Annotated in this window: 20 protein-coding genes and 1 pseudogene; 5 read left to right on the top strand and 16 right to left on the bottom strand. The window is 57.6% G+C overall.

Annotation, left to right across the window (positions count from 1 at the left end):
• Positions 1-141: 141 nt before the first annotated feature.
• From BN4275_RS13165 to BN4275_RS13130, 8 genes are all read right to left on the bottom strand, one after another.
• Positions 142-915 carry a TIGR00282 family metallophosphoesterase gene (locus BN4275_RS13165; RefSeq protein ID WP_066459061.1) on the bottom strand — a complete coding sequence of 258 codons (774 nt, stop codon included), beginning with the start codon at positions 913-915 and terminating at the stop codon, positions 142-144.
• Between the two features lie 55 nt (positions 916-970).
• Positions 971-1693 (bottom strand): amino acid ABC transporter ATP-binding protein, encoded by a 723-nt coding sequence (locus BN4275_RS13160; protein WP_066459059.1) that lies wholly within the window; start codon positions 1691-1693, stop codon positions 971-973.
• Complete coding sequence (locus BN4275_RS13155) at positions 1680-2363, bottom strand: amino acid ABC transporter permease (RefSeq protein ID WP_341423466.1); 684 nt, start codon at positions 2361-2363, stop codon at positions 1680-1682. The genes BN4275_RS13160 and BN4275_RS13155 overlap by 14 nt, the downstream gene beginning before the upstream one ends.
• Positions 2364-2516: 153 nt before the next feature.
• On the bottom strand, positions 2517-3380 hold the full coding sequence (locus tag BN4275_RS13150) for a transporter substrate-binding domain-containing protein (protein ID WP_066459056.1): 864 nt from the start codon (positions 3378-3380) through the stop codon (positions 2517-2519).
• A gap of 129 nt (positions 3381-3509) precedes the next feature.
• Positions 3510-4391: an RluA family pseudouridine synthase gene (locus BN4275_RS13145; protein WP_066459054.1), complete on the bottom strand. Its 882-nt coding sequence runs from the start codon at positions 4389-4391 to the stop codon at positions 3510-3512.
• Entirely contained in the window at positions 4388-4573 is a 186-nt protein-coding gene (locus tag BN4275_RS13140) for a hypothetical protein (protein ID WP_066459052.1), read from the bottom strand. The genes BN4275_RS13145 and BN4275_RS13140 overlap by 4 nt, the downstream gene beginning before the upstream one ends.
• Before the next feature lie 83 nt (positions 4574-4656).
• Complete coding sequence (rpmE, locus tag BN4275_RS13135; protein WP_066459046.1) at positions 4657-4860, bottom strand: 50S ribosomal protein L31; 204 nt, start codon at positions 4858-4860, stop codon at positions 4657-4659.
• Between the two features lie 132 nt (positions 4861-4992).
• Positions 4993-6702: a phospho-sugar mutase gene (locus BN4275_RS13130; RefSeq protein ID WP_066459044.1), complete on the bottom strand. Its 1710-nt coding sequence runs from the start codon at positions 6700-6702 to the stop codon at positions 4993-4995.
• A 316-nt stretch (positions 6703-7018) separates the two neighbouring features.
• Between BN4275_RS13130 and BN4275_RS13125 the strand changes: the two genes are divergently transcribed.
• The 3 genes from BN4275_RS13125 to BN4275_RS13115 all read left to right on the top strand — a co-directional run bounded on the left by BN4275_RS13125 (position 7019) and on the right by BN4275_RS13115 (position 9609).
• A complete protein-coding gene (locus BN4275_RS13125) occupies positions 7019-7588 on the top strand; it encodes a manganese efflux pump MntP (protein ID WP_066459041.1) in 570 nt (189 codons plus the stop codon).
• Between the two features lie 82 nt (positions 7589-7670).
• The gene (locus BN4275_RS13120) at positions 7671-9197 is read left to right on the top strand and encodes a YifB family Mg chelatase-like AAA ATPase (protein ID WP_066459039.1); all 1527 of its coding nucleotides are present in this window, start codon (positions 7671-7673) and stop codon (positions 9195-9197) included.
• 115 nt (positions 9198-9312) lie between these two features.
• Entirely contained in the window at positions 9313-9609 is a 297-nt protein-coding gene (locus BN4275_RS13115; RefSeq protein ID WP_066459037.1) for a Dabb family protein, read from the top strand.
• A gap of 40 nt (positions 9610-9649) precedes the next feature.
• On the opposite strand, the gene rlmH is transcribed toward BN4275_RS13115, so the two are convergent.
• The 5 genes and pseudogenes from rlmH to BN4275_RS17915 all read right to left on the bottom strand — a co-directional run.
• Positions 9650-10132, bottom strand: coding sequence for a 23S rRNA (pseudouridine(1915)-N(3))-methyltransferase RlmH (gene rlmH / locus BN4275_RS13110; RefSeq protein ID WP_066459032.1), 483 nt, complete (start codon positions 10130-10132; stop codon positions 9650-9652).
• Entirely contained in the window at positions 10129-10923 is a 795-nt protein-coding gene (locus tag BN4275_RS13105; protein WP_066459031.1) for an MBL fold metallo-hydrolase, read from the bottom strand. Before BN4275_RS13105 ends, rlmH begins: the two co-directional genes overlap by 4 nt.
• A 63-nt stretch (positions 10924-10986) precedes the next feature.
• Positions 10987-12270 carry a UDP-N-acetylglucosamine 1-carboxyvinyltransferase gene (locus tag BN4275_RS13100; protein ID WP_066459030.1) on the bottom strand — a complete coding sequence of 428 codons (1284 nt, stop codon included), beginning with the start codon at positions 12268-12270 and terminating at the stop codon, positions 10987-10989.
• Between the two features lie 489 nt (positions 12271-12759).
• Complete coding sequence (locus BN4275_RS17920) at positions 12760-13188, bottom strand: M23 family metallopeptidase (protein ID WP_423230147.1); 429 nt, start codon at positions 13186-13188, stop codon at positions 12760-12762.
• 3 nt (positions 13189-13191) lie between these two features.
• Positions 13192-13689: pseudogene (locus tag BN4275_RS17915) on the bottom strand (G5 domain-containing protein); the annotation flags it as partial.
• Between the two features lie 1569 nt (positions 13690-15258).
• Between BN4275_RS17915 and BN4275_RS13085 the strand changes: the two are divergent.
• Positions 15259-15774 carry a hypothetical protein gene (locus tag BN4275_RS13085; RefSeq protein WP_066459020.1) on the top strand — a complete coding sequence of 172 codons (516 nt, stop codon included), beginning with the start codon at positions 15259-15261 and terminating at the stop codon, positions 15772-15774.
• A 65-nt stretch (positions 15775-15839) separates the two neighbouring features.
• Here the strand turns inward: BN4275_RS13085 and thrS are convergent, their stop codons facing one another.
• A complete protein-coding gene (thrS, locus tag BN4275_RS13080) occupies positions 15840-17744 on the bottom strand; it encodes a threonine--tRNA ligase (protein ID WP_066459018.1) in 1905 nt (634 codons plus the stop codon).
• A gap of 527 nt (positions 17745-18271) precedes the next feature.
• Between thrS and rny the strand changes: the two genes are divergently transcribed.
• A complete protein-coding gene (gene rny / locus BN4275_RS13075; RefSeq protein WP_066459016.1) occupies positions 18272-19816 on the top strand; it encodes a ribonuclease Y in 1545 nt (514 codons plus the stop codon).
• A 41-nt stretch (positions 19817-19857) separates the two neighbouring features.
• Here rny and feoB read toward each other — a convergent pair whose 3' ends face one another.
• Together feoB and BN4275_RS13065 are read right to left on the bottom strand one after the other, a co-directional pair.
• Positions 19858-21882 (bottom strand): ferrous iron transport protein B, encoded by a 2025-nt coding sequence (feoB, locus tag BN4275_RS13070; RefSeq protein WP_066459015.1) that lies wholly within the window; start codon positions 21880-21882, stop codon positions 19858-19860.
• Between the two features lie 132 nt (positions 21883-22014).
• Complete coding sequence (locus tag BN4275_RS13065; protein ID WP_066459014.1) at positions 22015-22626, bottom strand: LexA family protein; 612 nt, start codon at positions 22624-22626, stop codon at positions 22015-22017.
• Positions 22627-22737 lie beyond the last annotated feature (111 nt).

The following is a 22737-nucleotide window of genomic DNA, read 5'->3' as shown; positions in this document are numbered from 1 at the left end:
CTGTTCTCCCAGTCAATAGGGTTTCATCTAAATCGGTATCATATATTTTAATATTATATCCTGTTTTGCACTTTATTTCAATGTGACATTTGTAAACAAACGCAAAAAGGGCCGCTTTTACGCGGCCCTTCCCATTTCATTTTATTCCGCTTTTACCGCGATCCGTTTGATCTCCGTAACCTTCCCGTCCCTGCCGGAAAAGGTGAGCAGCACGCCGTGCAGTTCGATGGCCTCCGGGTCGTTCGAAAAGCGGGTCGGCAGGCCGGTGCGCAGCTTCTCGATCGCTTTTTCCTTCACTACGCCGAGAATCGAGTTGCGCCCTCCGCACATGCCCGCGTCGGTGATATAGGCGGTCCCGTTCGGCAGCAGCCGTTCGTCGGCGGTCTGTACATGGGTGTGGGTACCGATCACGGCCGAGACCCGTCCGTCGAGGTAGTGCGCGAGCGCAAGCTTTTCGGCGGTGGCTTCCGCGTGGAAATCCACGATGATATTCGGGCAGTCCGCCTTTTCAAGAAGCGCGTCCGCGCAGGAGAATGGGCTGCCGTAAGTGTCCATGTAAACCCTGCCCTGGAGATTCAATACACAGAGCGGGAAAGCGGGGCTGTCGTAAAAGAAAATCCCGCTGCCAGGCGCCGCCGCATGGTAGTTGGCCGGCCGGATGACGCCTTTTCTCTCGTCGAGCAGCTCGTAAATCTCACGGCGGCGCAGGCTGTGGTTGCCGGTTGTGATGACGTCCACGCCGCTGTCAAACAGGTGCTGCGCGCTATGCGGCGTGATCCCATTGCCCTCGGCGGAATTTTCGCCATTTGCAATCACGATGCCCGCCCCATGTTCCTTTTTGAGCCGGGGAAGCTCTTTGCGCAGTTTGTCACAGCCCGCCTGCCCTACAACGTCGCCAAAAAACAGTATGTTCATATATTCCTCCAAAGAACCCGAAAAGGGCGCACCTGCGTGCACCCCGGGAATTCAATTATAAGACTTTCGACAGGAAATCCCTAAGCCTCGGATGCCGCGGGTTTTCGAAGAATTCCCGCGGGGTGTTCTGCTCCATGATCTGCCCTTCGTCAATGAACATCACCCGGGTCGCGACCTCGCGCGCAAAGCCCATTTCGTGGGTCACCACGACCATTGTCATCCCTTCCCGCGCGAGCTGCTTCATCAGTTCGAGCACCTCGCCGACCATCTCCGGGTCGAGCGCCGAGGTCGGCTCGTCGAAGAGCATCACGTCCGGGTTCATCGCAAGCGCCCGCACGATTGCGATCCGCTGCTGCTGCCCGCCTGAGAGCTGCGCCGGGTAGCTTTCCGCCTTATCGGAAAGGCCGATGCGCGCAAGCAGTTCCTCGGCGCGTTTATCCGCTTCCGCCTGGCTCATGAGCCCAAGCTTAACCGGTGCGAGCGTGATGTTGCGGCGCACGGTCAGATGCGGAAACAGATTGAACTGCTGGAAAACCATCCCCATCTTCTGCCGCAGCTTATTGATGTCGGCCTTTGGGTCGTTGATCTTTTTGCCCTCGAACCAGATTTCTCCGCCGGTCGGCGTTTCAAGCAGGTTGAGGCAGCGCAGAAAGGTCGATTTGCCCGAGCCGGACGGCCCGATGACGACCACCTTCTCGCCCTTTTTGATGTGCTCGTTGATGCCGCAGAGCACATGGTTTTCCCCAAAGCTTTTTTCCAGATTCTTAACCTCGATCACTCTGCGCCAGCCTCCTTTCAAGCCGTGACACCAGGTTGGAAAGCACCAGCACCAGCGTCAGGTAGATGAGCGCCACCGCAATGAGCGGCATAAACGCTTCGTAGGTGCGGCTGCGAATGATGTCGCCGCCCTTGGTCAAGTCCTGCAGGGCGATATAGCCCGCGACCGAAGTCTCCTTCAAAAGGACAATAAACTCGTTGCCGAGCGCCGGCAGGATGTTCTTGAACGCCTGCGGCATGATGATCAGCCACATGGTCTTGCTATAGTTAAAGCCCAGGCTGCGCCCAGCCTCGAACTGCCCCGCGGGAACCGACATGATGCCGCTGCGGAAGATCTCAGCCACATAAGCGCCCGAGTTGATGCCGAATGCGATGATCGCGACCAGCACCTTGTCGATCTTGACCGAACCGAAGATGACGAAATAGATAATAAGCAACTGCACCACGACCGGTGTGCCGCGGATGACGGTCAGGTAAAGCTTGGCCAGCAGGTTCAGAAATTTGAGCTTTCCGGTTTTCTGGTTGGTCGTGCGGATCATCGCGAGGAGGAACCCGAGCACAACGCCGAGCAGCACGGCAAAGAAGGTGACCTTCAGGGTGACGGCAAGGCCGTCGGTGATATACCGCCAGCGGTCGTCGGTGATAAAGTTGTCAATGAACTTCTCCTGCATCATGGCAAGCCAATTCACAAGCTTAAGCTGCAGCTCCGCCAAATATAACACCCTTTCCAAAATTCGATTCAGCCGCGCACCCGGCAGACAGGCCGGATATAGGGAAATAGGGGTTCCGCTAACAGAACCCCTATCCCGGCACCCGTTTGGGGATTATTCTTTGACAATGACCACCTGGGAAGCGGTGCAGTAACTGTCGGTGAAGTCGATGTTCTTCAGGCGGTCTTCGGTGACGGTCATGCCGGCAGCGCCGAAATCAGCTTTGCCGCCCTGGACAGCGGTGATGATCGAATCAAACGCCATATCTTCGATGACCAGCTCCTTGCCGAGCTTGTCGCAGATGGCACGGGCAAAGTCCGCGTCAACACCAACGATCTTGTCGCCGTCAGCACCGCTTTCGTGGTATTCATACGGCGGGAATTCCGCGTTGGTCGCCATGACCAGCTGACCGTCATAGGTGATGCCTTCCGGGGAGGTGTAGGGCTCGGCGCCGTCAACCTGGCCGATATAGTAGTCGAGGATCTTCTGCAGGGTACCGTCCTCTTTGAGCTCGGCGATCGCCTTATTGAAGCTCTCGGTCAATTCCGGTTTGTCCTTCGAGATGCAGATCGCATATTCCTCGACAGTGAACGGCTCCTCAAGCACTTTGATGCCGTCGGTCTGCTCGGCGAACGCCTTCGCGACCTGGTCGTCGATCATAACCGCGTCGATCTTGCCCTGCTGGAGCGCCTGGACAGCCTCGAAGCCTTTGTTGTAACGTTCGATGGTCGCGCCCTCAATATCCTCGGCATAGATGTCGCCTGTGGTGCCGAGCTGGACGCCGATGGTCTTGCCCGTGAGATCGTCAACGCTCTGGATGCCGCCTTCAGCAGGGGTGGACGCAGCGGGAGCGGACGAATCACCGGCCGCGGAAGATGCCGGAGTGGCCGAAGAGGACGGGGTGCTGCTGTTGCCGCCGCAGGCGGCAAATGAGAATACCATAACCATTGCAAGCACAATTGCAAGAATTTTTTTCATTTTATTTTCCTCCATAATGTGTGACGGTGTCACGCGTAATGTATATTACCTCATCATTATACATTCATTTTTGCGCTTTGCAAGGAAAAAAACGAAAAAATATTCATCATCGAGGTTTTTTATACATATTCAACAGCTTTCCACCGGCTGGCCCTCGAACTTTTGCATATCTTTCGGAAGCGGTGACTCCACCCGCACCGCTTTTCCGGTCACCGGATGTGTAAACGAAACCGCCGCGCAGTGCAGCGCCTGCCGCCCGATTTCGGAAAGGTCTCCTTCATAGAGCGTGTCGCCCAAAAGCGGATGCCCCAAATGTGCCATATGCACCCGGATCTGGTGGGTACGGCCGGTATAGAGGGTACACCGCAGAATGCTGAACCATTCCCCCGCAAAAACCGTTTCGTAACCGGTTCGGGCAGGCTTCCCGTCCGGCAGGACAGCGCGGCGCGGGTCGGTGCGGTCGGGTTGGCCGATCGGCGCGTCGACCACACCGGACGGCGGCGAGATCACGCCCGGGATGACCGCGAGATAGGTCTTGTCGATTTTTCCGGTCAACGCGGCTGCCGCAAAAGCGTTCTTCGCAATGACCACCGCACCGGTCGTGTCTTTGTCCATCCGGTTCAGAATCCGGCAGGGCGCCGCCGCGCCAATGCGGGCGCAGTGCGCCGCGAATACGTTCGCCAGCGTCCCCTGCTGCATCGATTTTGCAGGATGGCAGGCCATTTTGGCAGGCTTGTCGAAAACGATGAGATCGTCGTCCTCGTAAAGAACCGGGACCGGCGAATCAAAAAGTTGGGCTTCCTTTGGGTTCTCGTGCAGGGTGATCGTCAGGCGGTCCCCCTCCTTCACCCGGTCGATTGTGCGGGTGCGTACGCCATTTAAAAGGATACCGTCCTCAAAAGTTTTGAGTGACCGCACCAACGAATAGGAGCAGCCAGCGCTCCCGCGCAAAAAGTGCAGCACTTTGCGTCCGTCATATTCCGGCGGGATAGTGTAATCGATCCGCCTCAAAACGCGATCGCATCCTCGTCCTCTTCGGCAGGCTCCTCTTCCCCGCCGGAGAGCTTTCCATATTCATTGCAGCTGTTGTTTCCGATCGAGACGCCGTTTTTCACCGGCGAAAGCAGAAACCCCAGAACAATGCCGGTCATAAAGCAGGCCAGACCCATCCAGAAACGGTATTTCTTTTCCATATGACGACTTCCTTTCCAATGTGACAATATGCAAAAACGCAGCCGTAAAAAGCTTACGGCTGCGCCCTTTCAGCAAAAAGAACTTACTTGTCCATGCCAAAACGCTTTTTGAAGCGGTCAACACGGCCACCAGTATCAACCAGCTTCTGACGGCCGGTGAAGAAAGGATGGCACTTGGAACAAATTTCAACGTGGATGTTCTCTTTTGTCGAACGAGTATGGATGACCTCACCGCACGCGCAGGTGATGGTGGTGTCCACATACTTCGGATGGATTCCCTCTTTCATTCGTTTCACCTCTTTCTGGTATCGGCTCTAGATACCATAAATGTAACATTTGAATTTTAGCACAAGCTATCCCAAAAAGCAAGTGTTTTTTCAAAAATCCATAAATTTGTCCATTTTTTTTAAACTGAAGGATCAGACACCCAGGAGTTTCTTCACGTCATCGCCAATTTCCCTGGCCCGCGCGTCGATCTCCGCCATATCTTTCCCCACCACCGACAGGTACAGCTTGATCTTCGGTTCGGTGCCGGACGGGCGCACGATCGCGGTACAGCCGTTGTCAAGCAGGTATTCCAGCACGTTCGATTTCGGCAGTTCCACCGACCGCACGCCTTCGGCGGTCGTTTCGGTCGATTCGAGATAGTCGATCGTATCCACAACCGGACGCCCTGCGATCTTGCTCACCTTGTCCGCGCGCAGCTTTTTCATCATGCCGTCCATGATCTTCATGCCCTGCGCACCCTCGAACTGGAAGTTCGCGACGCTCTCACAATAGAGCCCGTACTTCTCATACAGCGCGTCAAGCGCGTCGACAAGCGACATCCCCTTCTGCTTATACCACGAGGCCATCTCGACGATCAGCATCGAACCAACCACCGCGTCCTTGTCGCGCACATGGGTGCCCGCTAAATAGCCGTAACTCTCCTCAAAACCAAAGATGAACCGCTCCGGATGTCCTTCGGCCTCGACAATCGCAATCTGTTCGCCGATATATTTGAAGCCGGTCAGCACATTGATGACCTTCACGCCGTATGCTTTTCCAATCGCATTCGTGAGCTTGGTGGAAACGATCGTCGTCACCGCGATCGGGTTCTCCGGCATGGTGCCGCCCGCCGTCCGGTTCTGGCAGATATAATCGAAGAGCAGCGCGCCGACCTGATTTCCCGTCAGCAGCCGGTAATCCACGCCGTCCTTCACCGCGATGCCCACGCGGTCGCAGTCCGGATCGGTGGCAAGCAGCAGGTCCGCGCCGCATTTTTGGGAGAGCTCCAGCCCTTTGGCGAGCGCCTCCTTGATCTCCGGGTTCGGGAATGGGCAGGTTGGAAAGTTGCCGTCCGGATGCTCCTGCTCCGGAACGACGGTCACATCCGCCGCGCCGATTTCGGAAAGCACCCGGCGCACCGGCTTGTTGCCCGAACCGTTGAGCGGCGAATAGACAAGCTTTAATCCTGCTTTCGCACAGACGCCGGGGTTCACCTGCTGGGACAGCACCGCCGCGATGAATTTGTCCACCACGTCCGCGCCGATATACCGGATCATGCCGTTTTTCAGCGCGGCATCAAAATCGGTGGTCTTCACATCGTCAAAGAGGTCCAGCCCGTTGATGATGGCGAGCACCGCGTCGGCATGTTTTTCGGTGAGCTGGCAGCCGTCGCTGCCATAGACCTTATAACCGTTATATTTTGCCGGGTTATGGGAAGCTGTCACCATGACGCCCGCGTCGCAATGAAGCTCCCGCGTCGCAAACGAAAGCGCCGGCACCGGCATCAGCTCGGGATAGAGCCAGACCTTGACCCCGTTCGCGGCGAGCACTCGCGCCGTTTCGCGGGCAAACAGGTCGGATTTGATCCGGCTGTCATACGACACCGCAACCGACGGGTCCGGATTTTGTCCCTTGAGCATTTCCGCAAGCCCCTGGGTCGCGCGGCGCACGGTATAGATATTCATGCGGTTGGTACCCGCGCCGATCACGCCGCGCAGGCCGGCCGTACCGAACGCGAGATCGCGGTAAAAGCGTTCATAGATCTCCTCATCATTGCCTTTGATCGCCTCGAGGTCGGGCTTCAGGTCCGGGTCCTCCAGCGGGTGGGAAAGCCAGCGGTTGTATAAGTCCATATGGTTCATAAATTCTGTCCTCCATACTCAGATTCAGAATGGCGATTCATTAAATACTATGATACTGTTTGTCCCATTTAATGTCAATCGAATTTCGGGGATTCCCGCCGCGCAGCGCTTATTTCCCGCTTGCATTTGACGTGCTTTCATGTTATACTGAGGTAACATTTTCCGCATGGGGGAGTAGTTTGCGCGGTTTTCCGCGTGGCTGGTCAACATAATGGCCCGTACTGGGCCTGGCCTGCCTGAAAGAACAAGACTCATGGACGGCTTCGGCTGTCTATGGGCCTTTTATTTTGTGTAAATACAAAGGGGTTATGAAAACATGGGAACCATCACGCTGTTTCTGCTGGCCCTCGGGCTTTCAATGGACGCATTTGCCGTCTCGATTTCAAACGGAATGTGTTACCGCAATTTCCACCGCAGGCAGGCGGTCGCCTCCTCGTTCGCGTTCGGGCTGTTCCAAATGCTCATGCCGATCGCCGGCTTCTTTGCCGGGCGCACTTTCAGTGACGCGATCAGTTCGCTCGACCACTGGATCGCGCTCATCCTGCTCGGTTTCATCGGCGGCAAGATGGTCTTTGACGGCATCCAGGACCTGCGAAACCCGGAAGCCTGCGATCCCTCCCGCTCGTTCGATGGGCGCACCTTGCTTTTACAGGCGGTCGCCACCAGTATCGACGCGCTCGCGGTCGGCATCAGTTTTGCGGTCATGCAGGTGAACATCCTGCTGGCCGCCGGATTCATCGGGGTGGTCACCTTCTCCTGCTGCCTCGTCGGCGCGGTGCTCGGCAAACGGTTTGGGCTGCTGCTTGGCACCCGGGCGGAGATCTTTGGCGGAATCATCCTGGTGGGGATCGGGCTCAAAATTTTCATTGAGCACATGCTCGGCTGAGACTGGCCCTAAAAGACAATTTCCATTTGGTAAAATCTGTAGTATGATAAGAGTATCAACCAGTTTGAAAGGATGACACTCGATGCTTGCAACCATCCAAAGCCTGGGGCTTATGGGGATCGAACCTTTCTCCGTCACCGTTGAGGTGAACGTCGCCCGCCAGATGCCCGCCTTTGATATCGTCGGGCTGCCCGACGCAGCAGTGCGTGAATCCCGCGAACGGGTGCGTTCGGTCTTTTCAAACTGCGGGTTCCCTTTTCCCGATGGGCGCATCGTCGTGAATCTCGCTCCCGCCGATGTGAAAAAGGCGGGTTCGCTTTACGATCTGCCGGTCTTCATCGGCCTGCTCTGCGCACAGGGCACGCTTCCCCCTGTGGGCCGGTCGGACGCATTTCTGGGAGAGCTTTCGCTGTCCGGCGAGCTGCGCCGTGTAAACGGTGTTCTGCCGATGCTGCTCGGCGCGGCAAAGCAGGGCGTCCGGCGCGTCTTTATCCCCTGGCAGAACGCGGCCGAGGCTTGCGCAGTCCAGGATCTCGCAGTTTACGCGGTGCGCAGCGTTGGGGAACTGGTCGCTTTTCTGCGCGGGGACGGCGGGCTGGAAGCCGCCAAAGCCGTCCCGTTTGAAGCGATCCCGCAACCGCCGCTGCCTGACTTCTGCGATGTCAAAGGCCAGCAGGTCGCCAAACGCGCGCTCGAAATCGCGGCTGCGGGCGGACACAACGTCCTGCTGATCGGCGCGCCCGGCACCGGCAAGAGCATGCTTGCCAAACGCCTGCCTTCGATCCTGCCGGAGATGAGCCGGGAAGAAGCGGTTGAAACCACCAAGATCTATTCTGCCTGCGGGCAGTTGCCCGCAAACGCGCCGCTCATCAATGTCCGGCCGTTTCGCGCCCCGCACCACACCGTTTCCGCCGCGGGGCTCTGCGGCGGCGGCAGCGTCCCACGGCCAGGTGAAATTTCGCTTGCGCATAATGGCGTGCTCTTTTTGGACGAGCTGCCGGAATTCAACCGTCAGGCGATGGAGGCGCTGCGCCAGCCGCTGGAGGACGGCGCGCTCACCATCTCGCGGGTCAACGCGCGGCTTTCATATCCCAGCCGCTTCATGCTGGTCGCCGCGATGAATCCCTGTCCATGCGGTTACTTTGGGCATCCCACCAGGGAATGTATCTGTTCCGAAGCAAAAATCACCGGTTACCTCGGCAAGGTCTCCGGCCCGCTGCTTGACCGGATCGACCTGCACGTTGAGGTACTGCCGGTCAATTATGAGCAGATCTCCGCAGCGGGCAAGGAGGAATCCTCCGCCGCAGTCAAGGCGCGGGTGCAGGACGCCCGTGCCGTCCAGCAAAAGCGCTTCGCGGGCTCCAGCGTCCACTGCAACGCCGCTATCCCGCCCGCCATGCTCCAGCAGGCTTGCCCGCTCACGCCCGCCGCTGAAAAACTCTTCAGCGGCGTGTTCCAAAAGCTCGGCCTTTCCGGACGCGCTTATGACCGCATTCTCAAGGTGGCGCGCACCATCGCCGACCTTGCCGGAAGCGAATGCATCGATTCCATCCACATTTCCGAGGCCGTGCAATACCGCAGCCTCGACCGCAAATACTGGGGCCGGTAGATCCCGTCCGGCGTAAAGATTCCGTGAAAAGCCGTTAAATCGGCATAAGCGGACCTTGCACCGCCATACTCTTTGTGTTAGGATGTTGGTACAGAAAGGGATGGAGGGAACCGGCATGGTAAAACATATCGTCCTATGGAAACTTGAGGAGGTCGCTGAAGGCAGCTCCCGCGACGACAATGCGGCGCGCATCAAGGAATCGCTTGAAGCGCTCGTTGGAAAAATCGACGGCCTTCTAAAGCTGGAGGTCAGCCGTACTTTTAACCCCAAGGGGTTCGACCTCGCACTCTACAGCGAATTTGCCACACGGGAGGCGCTCGCCGTTTACGAACAGCACCCGGAACATCTCAAAGCCCGGGAATTCATCCGCAAGGTGATCACCGAACGCGACATCGCGGATTACGAAATCTGAGCGCGCAGCGCAAAAAAAGCAGCCGCATGCGGCTGCTTTTTTATTTGTGATATTTCGCGTGCGCGTTGATCGAAAACGCCCGGTAAACCTGCTCGCAGAGCATCACCCGCGCGAGCTGATGCGGAAAGGTCATCGGGGACATCGAGAGCCGCAGCGCAGCCCGCTGCTTCACCGCTTCGGAGAGGCCATAGGAGCCCCCGATCACGAACGCGGCCGTGCTTGTCCCGCTGTTCGCCGTTTTTTCAAAAAATTGCGCGAGCCCCTCGGAGGAAAGCTGTCTGCCTTCGATACACATGGCGACAAGCGCCGCGCCCTTCGGCAGTTTCTGAAGAATCCGCTCCCCTTCCTTTTCGATACAGGCCGCAATTTGTGCGGGGGACGGATCGTCCGGCAGGCGGAATTCCTCCACCTCGGTGATCGAGACACTGCCCCACAGGCGCATGCGTTTGAGATATTCGGCGCACCCTTCCCGCATCCAGGTTTCCTTGAGCTTTCCGACCGCGACGATATCGACTGAAATCATAAAATCACCATTTCCGACGGTTCGCTCCGGGGCGCAACCTGCAGCGAAAAATCGATCCCCTCGCGCATCCCGGCCGCTGCGAACGCCGCCATCGCGGTCTGCCGGGCAATTTCGGGCATGTTGTTATTCTGCGAAAGATGCCCCAGAATGAACCGGGTGCTTCCGTTGCGCACCAGCGGGATCAGCTCCGCAGCGCAATCCTCATTCGAAAGGTGCCCGATATTCGACGCGATCCGCCTTTTCAGGTAATACGGGTAGGCCGATACCGAAAGCATACTGCGGTCGTAATTCGATTCGAGCAGCACCAGATCGCAGCCCAGCAGCTTTTCCCGAACGCTGTCGCTTATGTAGCCGAGGTCGGTTGAGACCGCCATCCGGCGGCCGTCCGGCGCCTCAAAACGGTAGCCAAGGCTGTGCACGCTGTCATGCGGGGTATCGAACGCATCCACCGCAAATGATCCGACCGGGAACCGGTCGCCGCCGTTCACAGCAACCGTCTTCTGCTCCTGCGAAAGCACGCCTTCCCAGCGCAGCCGGTCCAGCACCTCCGCAGAGGCATAAAGAGGAACCTGTAACTTTTTGAGGAGCACTCTTAAGCCGCTCACATGGTCGGTGTGCTCATGGGTTACCAGCACCGCTCCGATCGATTTCGGGTCAATCCCGCGCGCCGCCATCGCGCCAAGCAGCTGCTTGCAGGAGCGTCCCGCGTCGACCAGCACCGCCGAATCCGAGGTGCCAATCCAGGTGCTGTTCCCACTCGAACCGGAAAAAAGCGTACAAAACCTTGCCATGATATCCTCCTTTGGCATATGAAAACAGGAACCTTCCACACCGGGAAGGTTCCCGCCGATTGCTTACAGGGCCGCTTTGAGATTGCCTTCAGGAATGATGACCTTGCGGACGTTTGCACCAAGCGCCGTCAATTTCTCCACGATATCCTCATAGCCGCGCTCAATGTGCTCGATATCTTCGATTTCGGTCGTGCCGCGCGCGGTCATTGCCGCGATCAGCACCGCCGCGCCCGCCCTGAGGTCAACCGCCCTGACCGGCGCGCCGGTCAGCTGCGGGACGCCTTCTATCACAGCGACTTTGCCGTCCACCTGGATTTGCGCGCCCATCCGGCGCAGCTCGTCCACATAACGGAAACGGTTGTCCCAAACCCCTTCGGTCACAATCGACGTGCCATGCGCGATTGAGAGCAGCGCCGTCATCTGCGGCTGCATGTCAGTGGGAAAACCGGGATGCGGCAGTGTCTTTACATTCACCTTGGAAAGCTCCGTGTCACGCATGACCCGGATGGAATCGTCATATTCGATCACCGTCGCGCCGGCTTTTTCCAGCTTATCGGTGATTGCCTCCATATGCTTGGGAATGACGTTTTTGACCAGCACGTCTCCGCCGGTCGCGGCCGCGGCCACCATATAGGTGCCCGCTTCAATCTGATCCGGGATGATCGAATAGGTTGTCCCATGCAGAATATCCACGCCGTGGATCTTGATGACATCGGTGCCCGCGCCGCGGATGTCCGCGCCCATTGAGTTTAAAAAGTTCGCAAGATCGACGATGTGCGGCTCCTTCGCGCAGTTTTCCAGGATGGTGATCCCTTTCGCCTTGACCGACGCGAGCATGACGTTGATGGTCGCGCCCACCGAAACCATATCAAAATAAATGTGCGCGCCGAGCAGCATGTCCGCGTTTGCATTGATCATGCCGCTGTCAATCGAAATGGATGCGCCAAGCGCCTCGAAGCCCTTCATATGCTGGTCGATCGGACGAACGCCGAAGTTGCATCCGCCCGGCATCGATACGCTTGCGCGGTTACACCGGCCAAGCAGCGCGCCGAGCATGTAATAGGAGGCGCGCAAAAAACGTGCCAGTTCATACGGGACGACCGGTTCCCCAATATAGGAGGTGTCAATTTCCACAGTGGTGCGGTCGAGCATCCGGACTTCGGCCCCCATCGAACGCAGGATTTTAAACAGCACCGCGCTGTCCGAGATGTTGGGAATATTCTCAATGACACATTTGCCCTGTGCCAAAACTGTTGCCGGAATGATCGCAACCGCGGCATTCTTCGCGCCGCTGATGGTCACTTCGCCCGTAAGGCGGGTGCCGCCCTCAACAATAAATTTTTCCAAATCTATGAAACCTCCGCAGCGGGTTTTCCCGCATATTTTGGGGTAAAATGTCCCTACGCAAAAAGAAAACGCGACCGCCGCATTCCGTCTTGGATTTTTTTGCCGCAATCGGTTTTTTTACAAATAGTAAATCCGCGTATTATTATACCAAATATAAAAGGAAAAGAAAAGTCTTATTTTGTAAAAATCCCTTCCCTTTTTTTGGCGGAGCGCCATCCCTCCAGCGCGGCGGAATCATCTTCCCGGCCATAAACCGGTATCATAAGCCCGCTGGCAAATCGAATGGGCGATTTGAAAGCCGCAAAACGGCGTCTCCTGCGCTCCCGATGTAATCAACACGCTCCGCGTGGGGGAAACGAACTGCGCCCGTTCTGCGGTTATTATACCACCGAACCATGCGCTTTAAAAGAGCAATTTTTGTATTTTTACTAGGAATTTTAAAAAGAAACGCCGCGCCGCGGGTATTCCCCGCGGCGCGGTCGCTTTCCATTAACTAAGATAGTTCATTGCATTTTTATACTGTCCATTCACGCGCACTTCAAAGTGGACGTGCGGGCCGCTCGCATTGCCAGTACGGCCCATCAGCGCGATCAGCTCGCCCTGTTCGACCTGCTGCCCAACCGACACAAGCAGTTTGCTGTTGTGGGCGTAAAGCGTCTGTACGCCCGCCCCATGGTCGATGATGATGTAGTTTCCGTATCCGTAAGCCGAATACTTCGCAACCACCACCACGCCCGCGGCCGACGCGCGCACGCCCATGCCGATCCTTCCGGCGATGTCGGTGCCCGTATGGCCGTAATAGCCGAGGAATCCGCAGCTGACATAGCCGCCGTCGGCCGGCCAGATAAACGCGCCGGACGGGATATCACCCGAGGAGGATTTCGGCAGGAACTTGAGCGGCTGGTTGCCGCCGACAATCAGGATGCGTTCGACCGGCTGTTCGATGACGGTGCGGTCGATGATGTTGCGTTCGACCTCGATCCCGTCGATCATCTTGATCTCCGCCGTTACTTCGCGCAGTCCTTCCTTGCCTTCCTGCTTGACCCTGGTATAGCCGATATCCATATCCGGATCGACTTCCTGCTTGATCTGGTAATCCATGACCTCCTCATATTTCACCGTTTCGGTGACCTGTACTCCAAGGTATGGCACCGACTGGGAAATCAGAAGCTCATCTCCCGGGAACAGACGGATGTCGACATCCGGATTGAGTTTTTTGAGTTCGTCGAAGGTGATTCCGTTTTTCGCAGCGATCTTGAGCGGGTCGTCGCCGCTGACCACCGTGTAGATCTTCTTGCCGCGTTCCTCTTTGCCCAGCAGCGTAAGAATATCTTTGAGCGGCCGGATCGAGCTGGCCGGGTAAAGGCCGCGTTTGACCTGCACCTTTTTGACAAACTGGATCACAGCGTTGTCCGACATATCCGGCTCCCGGTAACGGTTGAGCATGTTGTCCATCTCGAACAAGAGCCGCGTCCCGTCGGTGACCGCCCCAACATATTCGTCCTCTATGTAAAGGCCGTCCGCCTCTTCAATCGAAACGCTGTTCGGGTCGTCCGAGTTTTTCCCCGCTGCCCGGATCAGTTCATCGGTCAGGTCGTCCACATCGGTGAGCTTGTCCGGAGCTGTCAGCACCGTGAGCTCAAACCGAGGGATAATCACCACTTCCTGGCGCTGTTTTTCCGCCTCCCGCGCCCGTTCCTGTTCCTCCCGCGCCTTCGCCTGCTCGCTTTCGTCTTCCTCTGATCCTGCGTCCGCAATGAATTGCGCATCGTCATAGGTGTCCTCGGTCGGGTCAGTGACCAGCACGTCTCCCAGGATCATACGCTCCTTCATGGCGTTCTCCGCCTGGGTAAAGACCGATTCGTCGGTGATGTAGCCGACTTCCTCACCGTTATACACAACTTTCAGCGCAAGGGTCAGGTTGCTGAAATAGTTGATCGTCACAAACAAAGCAATACATCCCGCCACCGGCAGCATATAATTGAGCAAAAACCGGAAAGCACGACAGATTTTTATAAGGAAATACCGTAAAAACCGGGTGCAGGCCTGCACCACCTTCCCGAAGGAACCATATTTGCGCGCGCCGCGCAGCTCCATACGGAAATCGTGGCAGCGCGTCCGCATCTCCCGCAGCGGGGCGGTCAGATCGCGCCAACCTCCGCGCACCCATAAAACGACTTTACGTTTGGATACCCGGGCCCAGTGGGCCGCCGCTGTTTCCATCCGGCGGAAGCGCTGGCTGAAATGCCGGCGCCGCGTCCGAGTCGAACGTAAAAACTGCACACCCACAAAATAGAAATACCGGTAAAGAAGGTTCATCCGGATAAAATACCACTGTTTGAGCCGCCCGACCGCCTTCTGGAAAAGAAGGCCTGCCCTGGACGGGCCCGGCGGCTTTTCATCCTGCGCGGGCCCGTCCCGCGAAGTCCCAGGCGGCGGTTCCCCGTCTCCCCGTGACTGCCCCGTGTCCTCCGTCTCGGGTTCCACAAACAAATCCTTTATCTGCGCGGGTTCCCCTTCCCTTTTTTGGGGTTCTATCGTTTCGTCCGGAACCGCGCTGTCCGCGGCGATCTCGGCAAACTGCTCCTCAACGGATTCGGAGTCCTGTGTTTCTTCTTCCGGACAGTCCAGCTCTTCGAGCTGTTGACCGTCCTCAGGCGGTAAATTTTTGTCTTTCGCCAAACACATCATCTCCTTTCGCTGCTTCTGGCGCCAAACCGCGCCCTATCCGGCAAAATGCCGCAAAATCCCAGCCCTGTACCCTTTGGCACAGCGGCCGGCTCGTCGTTTATCGTCAAAAAAGATGGTTTACAGGGTATTATTATACCCGCTAACGCCAATTCTGGCAAGCCTGTTCCCAGATTGTTTACAGATTCGTCCCATTATAAGCAATTTTTTCCGGCGGAAATGAAGTATTTTCCAGCCCTCCCTCGTTGCTTTAAAAGGACGCAAGTTATTCTGTTTTGCATCATAAGGGGGAAATGTATTATGAAAATGTTCCCGCGCCTTTTAGCAACAGCCTGCATGCTGCTTGTCTTCTGCGCGTGCGCCTCGGAAAGCGGGCAATTCCTCGACGGTAAAACCGGGATCGCCTACGACGGGGACGCAAGCCTTGACAACCAGAGCTTCACCGGCAGCTTTGACGGCACCTTCACCACGTTTACTGAGCCGTATATTATGCTTGAAACCGACCTGCCGGATAAAAAAACGGTCCGCCTCCTGGGCAAATGCGAGCTTTCCGGTTCGGGCTTTGTCGGGCCGGTCGCGCTCACCGTCACCGGTGAAGGCGGCGAAACGCTCATTGACTGGGGCGAGGAGTTCGGCATCGGCTACCTCAGCTCCTCCGGCATCGACCGGACGCTGACCCTCGCGCCCGGCAGGCACAAACTTGTCCTGCGCGGCTGCGAGGGGCTGCATCTGGAGCTGCGAATCTCCGATTCCGCCCCGGACGCGCAGCCCGCTCCAGAAGCCTCCGCTCCCGCCTCCTCCAGTACATCTTTATAAAGGTCTCCAGCCGCAGAAAGGCCGGCGCGGGTTTCCCGCGCCGGCCTTCGGCTTTCTTTTGCCAATCAGTTTGCTTTGTCCGCGATTTCCTTCTGCACCTTTGCAAGGAATTCTCCGAACGGCATGGTTGTGGTTTTCCCGTCGCGGCGGTCACGCGCGGCGACTTCCCCTGCCTCAGCTTCCTTGTCGCCGAGCACCAGCATATATGGAATCTTCTGCAGCTGCGCCTCGCGGATGCGGTAGCCGACCTTTTCGTTGCGGCTGTCGATCTCGACGCGCAGGCCCGCCGCGGTCAGTTCGTCCGCGACCTTTCCGGCATAGGCGATATGGTCGTCGGTGACCGGCAGGACCTTTACCTGAACCGGCGCGAGCCAGAGCGGAAACGCGCCCGCGTAATGCTCGGTCAGGATGCCGATGAACCGTTCGATGCTGCCGAATACCACCCGGTGAATCATAACCGGACGATGTTTTTCACCGTCCTTGCCGGTGTAGGTCAAGTCGAAGCGCTCCGGCATCTGGAAGTCCAGCTGGATGGTGCCGCACTGCCAGGTGCGCCCGATCGAATCGCGCAGGTGGAAGTCGATCTTCGGGCCGTAGAAGGCGCCGTCGCCCTCGTTGACAGTGTATTCCTTGCCGTTTTTGTCGAGCGCCTTGATGAGGGCGTTCGTCGCCATCTCCCACTGTTCGTCCGAACCCATCGAATCCTCCGGGCGGGTGGAAAGCTCGAGCGCGTATTCGAAGCCGAACACCTTATAGAAGCTGTCAATCAGCTCCATGACGCCCAGGATCTCCTCCTCGATCTGCTCCGGGGTCATGAAGATATGCGCGTCATCCTGTGTGAAGCAGCGCACGCGCATGAGGCCGTGCAGCGCGCCGGAGAGCTCATGCCTGTGCACGATGCCCAGTTCCGCCATCCGCTGCGGCAGATCCCGGTAGGAGTTCAGCCGGCGCTTGTAGACGAGCATGCCGCCCGGGCAGTTCATCGGCTTGATCGCGTAATCCTTGTCGTCGATCTTGGTGGTATACATGTTATCCTTATAGTGATCCCAGTGCCCGGAACGATGCCAGAGCTCCTCGTTGAGGATGAGCGGGGTGCGGATCTCCTGGTAGCCGCGTTTCGTGTGCTCGACGCGCCAGAAGCTTTCGAGCTGGTTTCGAAGCACCATGCCCTTCGGGAAGAAGAACGGGAAGCCCGGGCCTTCCTCATAGATGTCGAAGAGGTCCAGTTCGCGCCCGAGTTTGCGGTGGTCGCGCTTTTTGGCTTCCTCCATCATGGTGAGGTAGGCGTCCAGCTCGCTCGCCTTCGGGAAGGCGATGCCGTAGACACGGCAGAGCATCGGCAGGCTGCTGTCGCCGTGCCAGTAGGCGCCGGTGCACTGGATGAGCTTGATCGCCTTGAGCGGCGAAACCGAAAGCAGGTGCGGGCCAGCGCACAGGTCGGTGAAATCACCCTGCTTATAGAAGCTGATCGGCCCGCCTTCGGCGGCGTGCTTGTCAATCAGTTCAAGCTTATAGGGCTGATCCTTCATCAGTTCTTTTGCGGCGGGCACATCGAGCTCGAACCGTTCGATCTCTTCGCCGGTCTTGACGATGGCAGCCATCTCTTTTTCGATCTTCGCAAGGTCCTCGGTGGTGAAGGGCTTTTCGACGTCGAAGTCATAATAGAAGCCGTTCTCGACCGCCGGTCCGATGGTGTATTTGGTGTCGGGATAGAGGCGCATGACCGCCTGCGCGAGCAGGTGCGAGGCCGAATGCCAGAAAGCGTGCTTTCCGTCCGCGTCGTCAAAGGTGAGGATCTGCAGGTCGCAGTCCGCGGTGAGCGGAGTACGCAGGTCGCAGACCGCGCCGTTCACCTTGCCGGCGCACGCGGCTTTATAAAGGCCCGCGCCAAGACTTTTGGCCACTTCGGCAATTGTCGTTCCCGGCTCGAACTCCTTAACGACGCCGCCTTTCAACGTAATCTTTAACATAGTGATCGCTCCTTTTCTCATTCCTGATCTTTCCCGGAATAAATGAAAAAACTCCATCCCGCCAAAAACGGGATGAAGTCAAAACTCCACGGTTCCACCCGAATTGCACGCCTTACAGGGCGTGCCGCTCGTACGGCTGGTAACGGGGCCGGACCGGCGTGCTCATCGCACGCGCTCAAGGGGTGGTCGTTTCGGTGCTGGAATCGGCACGGCTTGCAGCCGGACGGCCGCGCCTCTCTGGGAATCCGTGTGCGCCAAAATGTCCCCTGTCGTCGCTTTTTATGCGGTATTGAGTCATTATTAAAATACTATCACCAACCAAACGTCCTGTCAATATGAAAATTTCTTGACAACTATGCACAATCCATATAAAATAGGAGTGTCATGCAATATGTTTTATGGTACTTCATAATTCATGTATTTTTCATGAAATTTTGTCGTGCGCCTGAAAATATACTTTCCGTTTCGGCGGATTGCGGACATTGATAATTGCATAAAGGAGGTCAAAATTTTCCGTGGAAGGGATCATGTCTTATGTGATCTGCGGGATTGTTGCGTTTGTTATCGCCGCAATTATTTTCTTTTTCCTGGGCGTTCAGTATAGAAAAAGAACGGCGGAAGCCGCTCTGGGCTCCGCCGAAGAAGAGGCAAAAAGACTTATCAGCGATGCAATCAAATCAGCAGAGAGCAAGAAAAAAGAAGCCATCGTAGAGGCAAAAGATGAAATCTACAAGCTAAAGCAGGATAATGAAAAGGAAATGAAAGAGCGCCGTTCGGAGGTCACCCGCCTCGAGCGCCGCATCCAGCAAAAAGAGGAATCGGTCGACAAGAAGCTCGACAACCTCGAAAAGAAAGAAGAAACCCTCCAGAATAAACTGAAGGAAGCCGATGTCAAGCTGCAAGAGGCCGAACAGGTCAAGACCCATCAGTTTGACATGCTCGAAAAAATTTCCGGCTTCACCGCCGACCAGGCAAAGAATTATCTGCTTGCCAACCTCGAAGGGGAACTCACCCACGAGAAGGCGATGAAGATCAGCCAGTACGAGGCTCAGCTCAAGGACGACTCCGATCAGAAAGCCCGCGAGATCATCGCAACGGCAATCGGGCGGTGCGCGGCCGATTATGTGGCGGAGATCACCGTTTCGGTTGTCCCGCTGCCCAGCGACGAGATGAAGGGCCGGATCATCGGGCGCGAAGGCCGCAATATCCGCACCCTCGAAACCCTCACAGGCGTCGACCTCATCATCGACGACACCCCGGAAGCGATCACCCTCTCGAGCCACGACGCGGTCAAGCGCGAAGTGGCGCGCGTTTCGCTCGAACGCCTCATCCAGGATGGGCGCATCCATCCCGCGCGCATCGAGGAAACGGTTGAGAAGGCCCGCCGCGAAATCGACGCGAAGATCAAGCAGGACGGCGAGCGCGCCGTGCTCGAATGCGGCGTCCACAGCATGCATCCCGAACTTGTGAAGCTGCTCGGCCGGATGCGTTACCGCTCCAGCTACGGACAGAACGTACTTAACCATTCGATTGAGGTTTCCCAGCTGGCGGGCATCATGGCCGCTGAACTGGGGGCTGATGAAATGCAGGCACGCCGCGCGGGCCTCATCCACGACATCGGTAAATCGATGACCCATGAGATCGAAGGTTCCCATGTGCAGATCGGCGTCGATCTTGCGCGCAAGTATAAGGAAAATCCGGATATCATCCATGCGATTGAGGCGCACCACAATGACGTCGAGCCCAAAACGATCGTCGCCTGTCTGGTACAGGCCGCCGACGCCATCTCGGCCGCGCGTCCGGGCGCCCGCCGCGAGAACCTCGAAAACTACATCAAGCGTCTTGAGAAGCTCGAGGAAATCGCAAACTCCTTCGACGGCGTCGAGAAATGCTACGCCATCCAGGCCGGTCGCGAAATCCGCATTATGCTCAAGCCCGACGTGGTTTCGGACGACCAGATGGCCATCATGGCCCGCGATATCGTCAAGAAGATCGAAAACGAACTGGATTATCCCGGACAGATCAAAGTCCACTGCATCCGCGAAAACCGCGCGATTGAATACGCGAAATAAAATCTCCCCCGCTGCCAAAGGGCAGCGGGGGATTTTTGCGTCTATCCGAACAGCCGCAGCAGGTTCTGGAAAAGCGTCCCGAACTGATAGACCGCCATCGCCACGCCGTAGGCGATCAGCAGCTGCGCGGCAGCGGCTGCGAGCATCGCTTTGGTGGAATGCAGCTCCCGCCGCATGGTTGCAAGGGCGGAAATGCACGGCGTATAAAGCGCGCAGAACGCCAGGAACGCCGCCGCAGAAAGCGGGGTAAATAGCCCCCGCAGTCCCGCCGCCAGCGCCGCAGGGTCCCCTGCGGCCCCGCAGACGACCCCCAGCGTCGAGACGACCGCCTCCTTTGAGATGAGCCCGGCGAGCAGCGAGATGGCCGCCTCCCCGCTCCGAAAGCCGAGCGGTGCAAAGAGCGGGGCCAGCAGCTGCCCGGCACGCTCGAAAAGGCTGCCCGTTCCGTCCGGCACAAACTGGAGCCGTGGATCAAAATGCTGGAAAAGCCAGATGAGCACGCTCAGGAGAAAGATCAGCGTCCCCGCCTTGCGCAGGAAGTCGCCGCATTTCTCCGCCGTGTTGCGCAGGACATTTTGCAACGATGGAATCCGGTAGGGCGGAAATTCCATCAGAAACGGCGACAGCGCCCCGCGCATCGGGCCTTTGCGCAGGAAATAGCCGTAAATTCCCGCGACCAGCATCCCCAGAAGGTAAAGCAGCGTCACCGCAGCCCCCGGATGCGCCGGGAAGAACACCCCCGCCAGAAGCGCATAGATCGGAAAGCGTGCGCCACAGGAGAGAAATGGCGTCAGGAAGATGGTGAGCCGGCGGTCGTGCTCGTTTTCGAGGGTGCGCGCCGCCATGACCGCGGGCGTGGTGCAGCCGAACCCCATCACCATCGGGATGAAGGATTTTCCGGTCAGGCCAAGCCTGCGCAGCGGCAGATCCATCAAAAATGCGGCCCGCGCAAGGTAGCCGCACTCCTCCAAAAGCGTCAGGCAGAGGAATAGAATTGCAATCTGCGGCAGGAAGGTGAGCACGCTCCCCACCCCGCCGAGCACGCCGCCCGTGACCAGCCCGGTGAGCGGAGCACCCACCCCGAACGCAGGCAGCCAGTGCTGGAGAAAGCCGGACGCCCACGCAAAAAAATGTTCGAGCAGCGCTTTGAGGGAAAGCCCTACGCCCCCAAAGCTCGCGGCGAACATCCCGGCGAGCACCGCAAAAAAAATCGGGTAGGAGCAGAATTTGTGCAGCGCGATCCGGTCGATTTTCGCGGTCAGCGAGTCCTCGTCCGGCGCGGGCAGGCGGACCGCCTCCCGCACCAGCGCATCGATCACACGGTAACGGGCATCCGCCACGACGGTCAGGATATCTGCGCCGCCGCACGCCGTTTCGAGCTGCTCCCGGACCCGCGCAATCCGCAAAAGCTGCCCGCGGTCCAGCCCCATCCGCCCGGCGGGCTCCGCCTCCCCTTCCAGCAGGCCGATCGCATCGAAGCGGACCCGCCGCCAGTCGGTATCCGGCCCCGCCACAATCCCGATCACTTCGTCAATCGCGCCTTCGAGCTTCCCGTGGTAGCGCACGCAGGCGCCGGACGCCTTCGGCAGGGCCAGGGCCGTCTCGGCCAGTACCGAGACATTCTCCCCGGTGCGCGCGGTGACCGGCACTACCGGGACGTCAAGCCGTTTTTCAAGTATTTCCGTATCAATCTTCCCACCCGCGGCACGCACTTCGTCCATCATCCCAATCGCCAACACGACCGGGCAGCCGGTTTCGCAAAGCTGCAGCGTCAGATAGAGCCCGCGTGCGATCGAAGTGCCGTCGAGCAGGCTCACCACCGCGTCCGGCTCGTCCGACAAAAGGAACCGCCGCGAGACACGTTCCTCCAGCGTATAGGTCGTGAGTGAATAGATTCCCGGCAGGTCGACCAACACGGCACGGCCGTTTTCGGCGCGCAGTTCCCCTTCCTTGCGTTCGACTGTAACGCCCGCCCAGTTCCCCACATGCTGCCGGCTGCCGGTCAGTATGTTAAAGAGAGTGGTCTTGCCGCAGTTTGGATTCCCCGCAAGCGCAATTTTTTTCATTTTTTCACCTTCCCGCCAAGATCGAAATGGTTGTCCCATCAAAATCTTATGCGGCGTTCCGGCTGGTTAGAAGCAAAAAGCACAGGGCCACGCAGCCGCGGGACCCTGTGCTTTTTGCTTTCCTGTCCTATTTTACCATTTGGTTTTGGTTTCAACCACTTTCCCCACGATTTGGATGCGGCTGAGCTCCTCCCCCATATAGATCTGGGTCTGATATGCCTGATTGAACGGCTGTAAAATTACCGCGCCATCCTTCTTGATGACCTTTTTAAGGGTGCCCTCCTCCCCGTCCACCAGCACCACAGCAAGCTCCCCGCTCTGCACATCCGGCTGTTTATGCACCAGCGCCAGGTCGCCGCTTCGGATACGCGGCTCCATGCTGTCACCGGTGACAATCAGGTAAAAATAGTTGTCCGGGTTTTTGACATTCGCCGGCTCGGTCCCGTAGTCTTCCTGAAAAGCAAGCGCGCCGTAGCCGGCCTTGACGGTGCCGATCACCGGTACCTGCGCTTCATTCACAAAGGGCCAGGGGGCCGCGGGATGCAGTTCATCCTCCCGCCCGAGAAGATAATCGGTGGTGACGTCGAAAATATCCGCGAGCCTGCGCAAAGTCCGCGGGTCCGGGGTTGAACGGCCGGTCTCCCATTTACCGACCGCCTGCTGGCTGATGCCGAGTGTTTCGGCCAGAGATACCTGAGATATCCTGCGCTCACGGCGCAGGGCTCTCAAACGATCAGAAAACATCGCTGCCTCCAACTTCTATTCAATGTATTTTATCCTCTGGGTATAATATACACGCAAAAGTTGTAATTGTCAATAAAATCATAAAAATAGTTGTAATTTCGCTTGACAACA

Origin of the sequence: Anaerotruncus rubiinfantis, from assembly GCF_900078395.1 — a bacterium.
In the GTDB taxonomy this organism is placed as follows: Bacteria; Bacillota; Clostridia; order Oscillospirales; family Ruminococcaceae; genus Anaerotruncus; species Anaerotruncus rubiinfantis.
The sequence above is the reverse complement of the archived record's forward strand: the minus strand, read 5'-3'. Positions and strand labels throughout refer to the sequence as shown.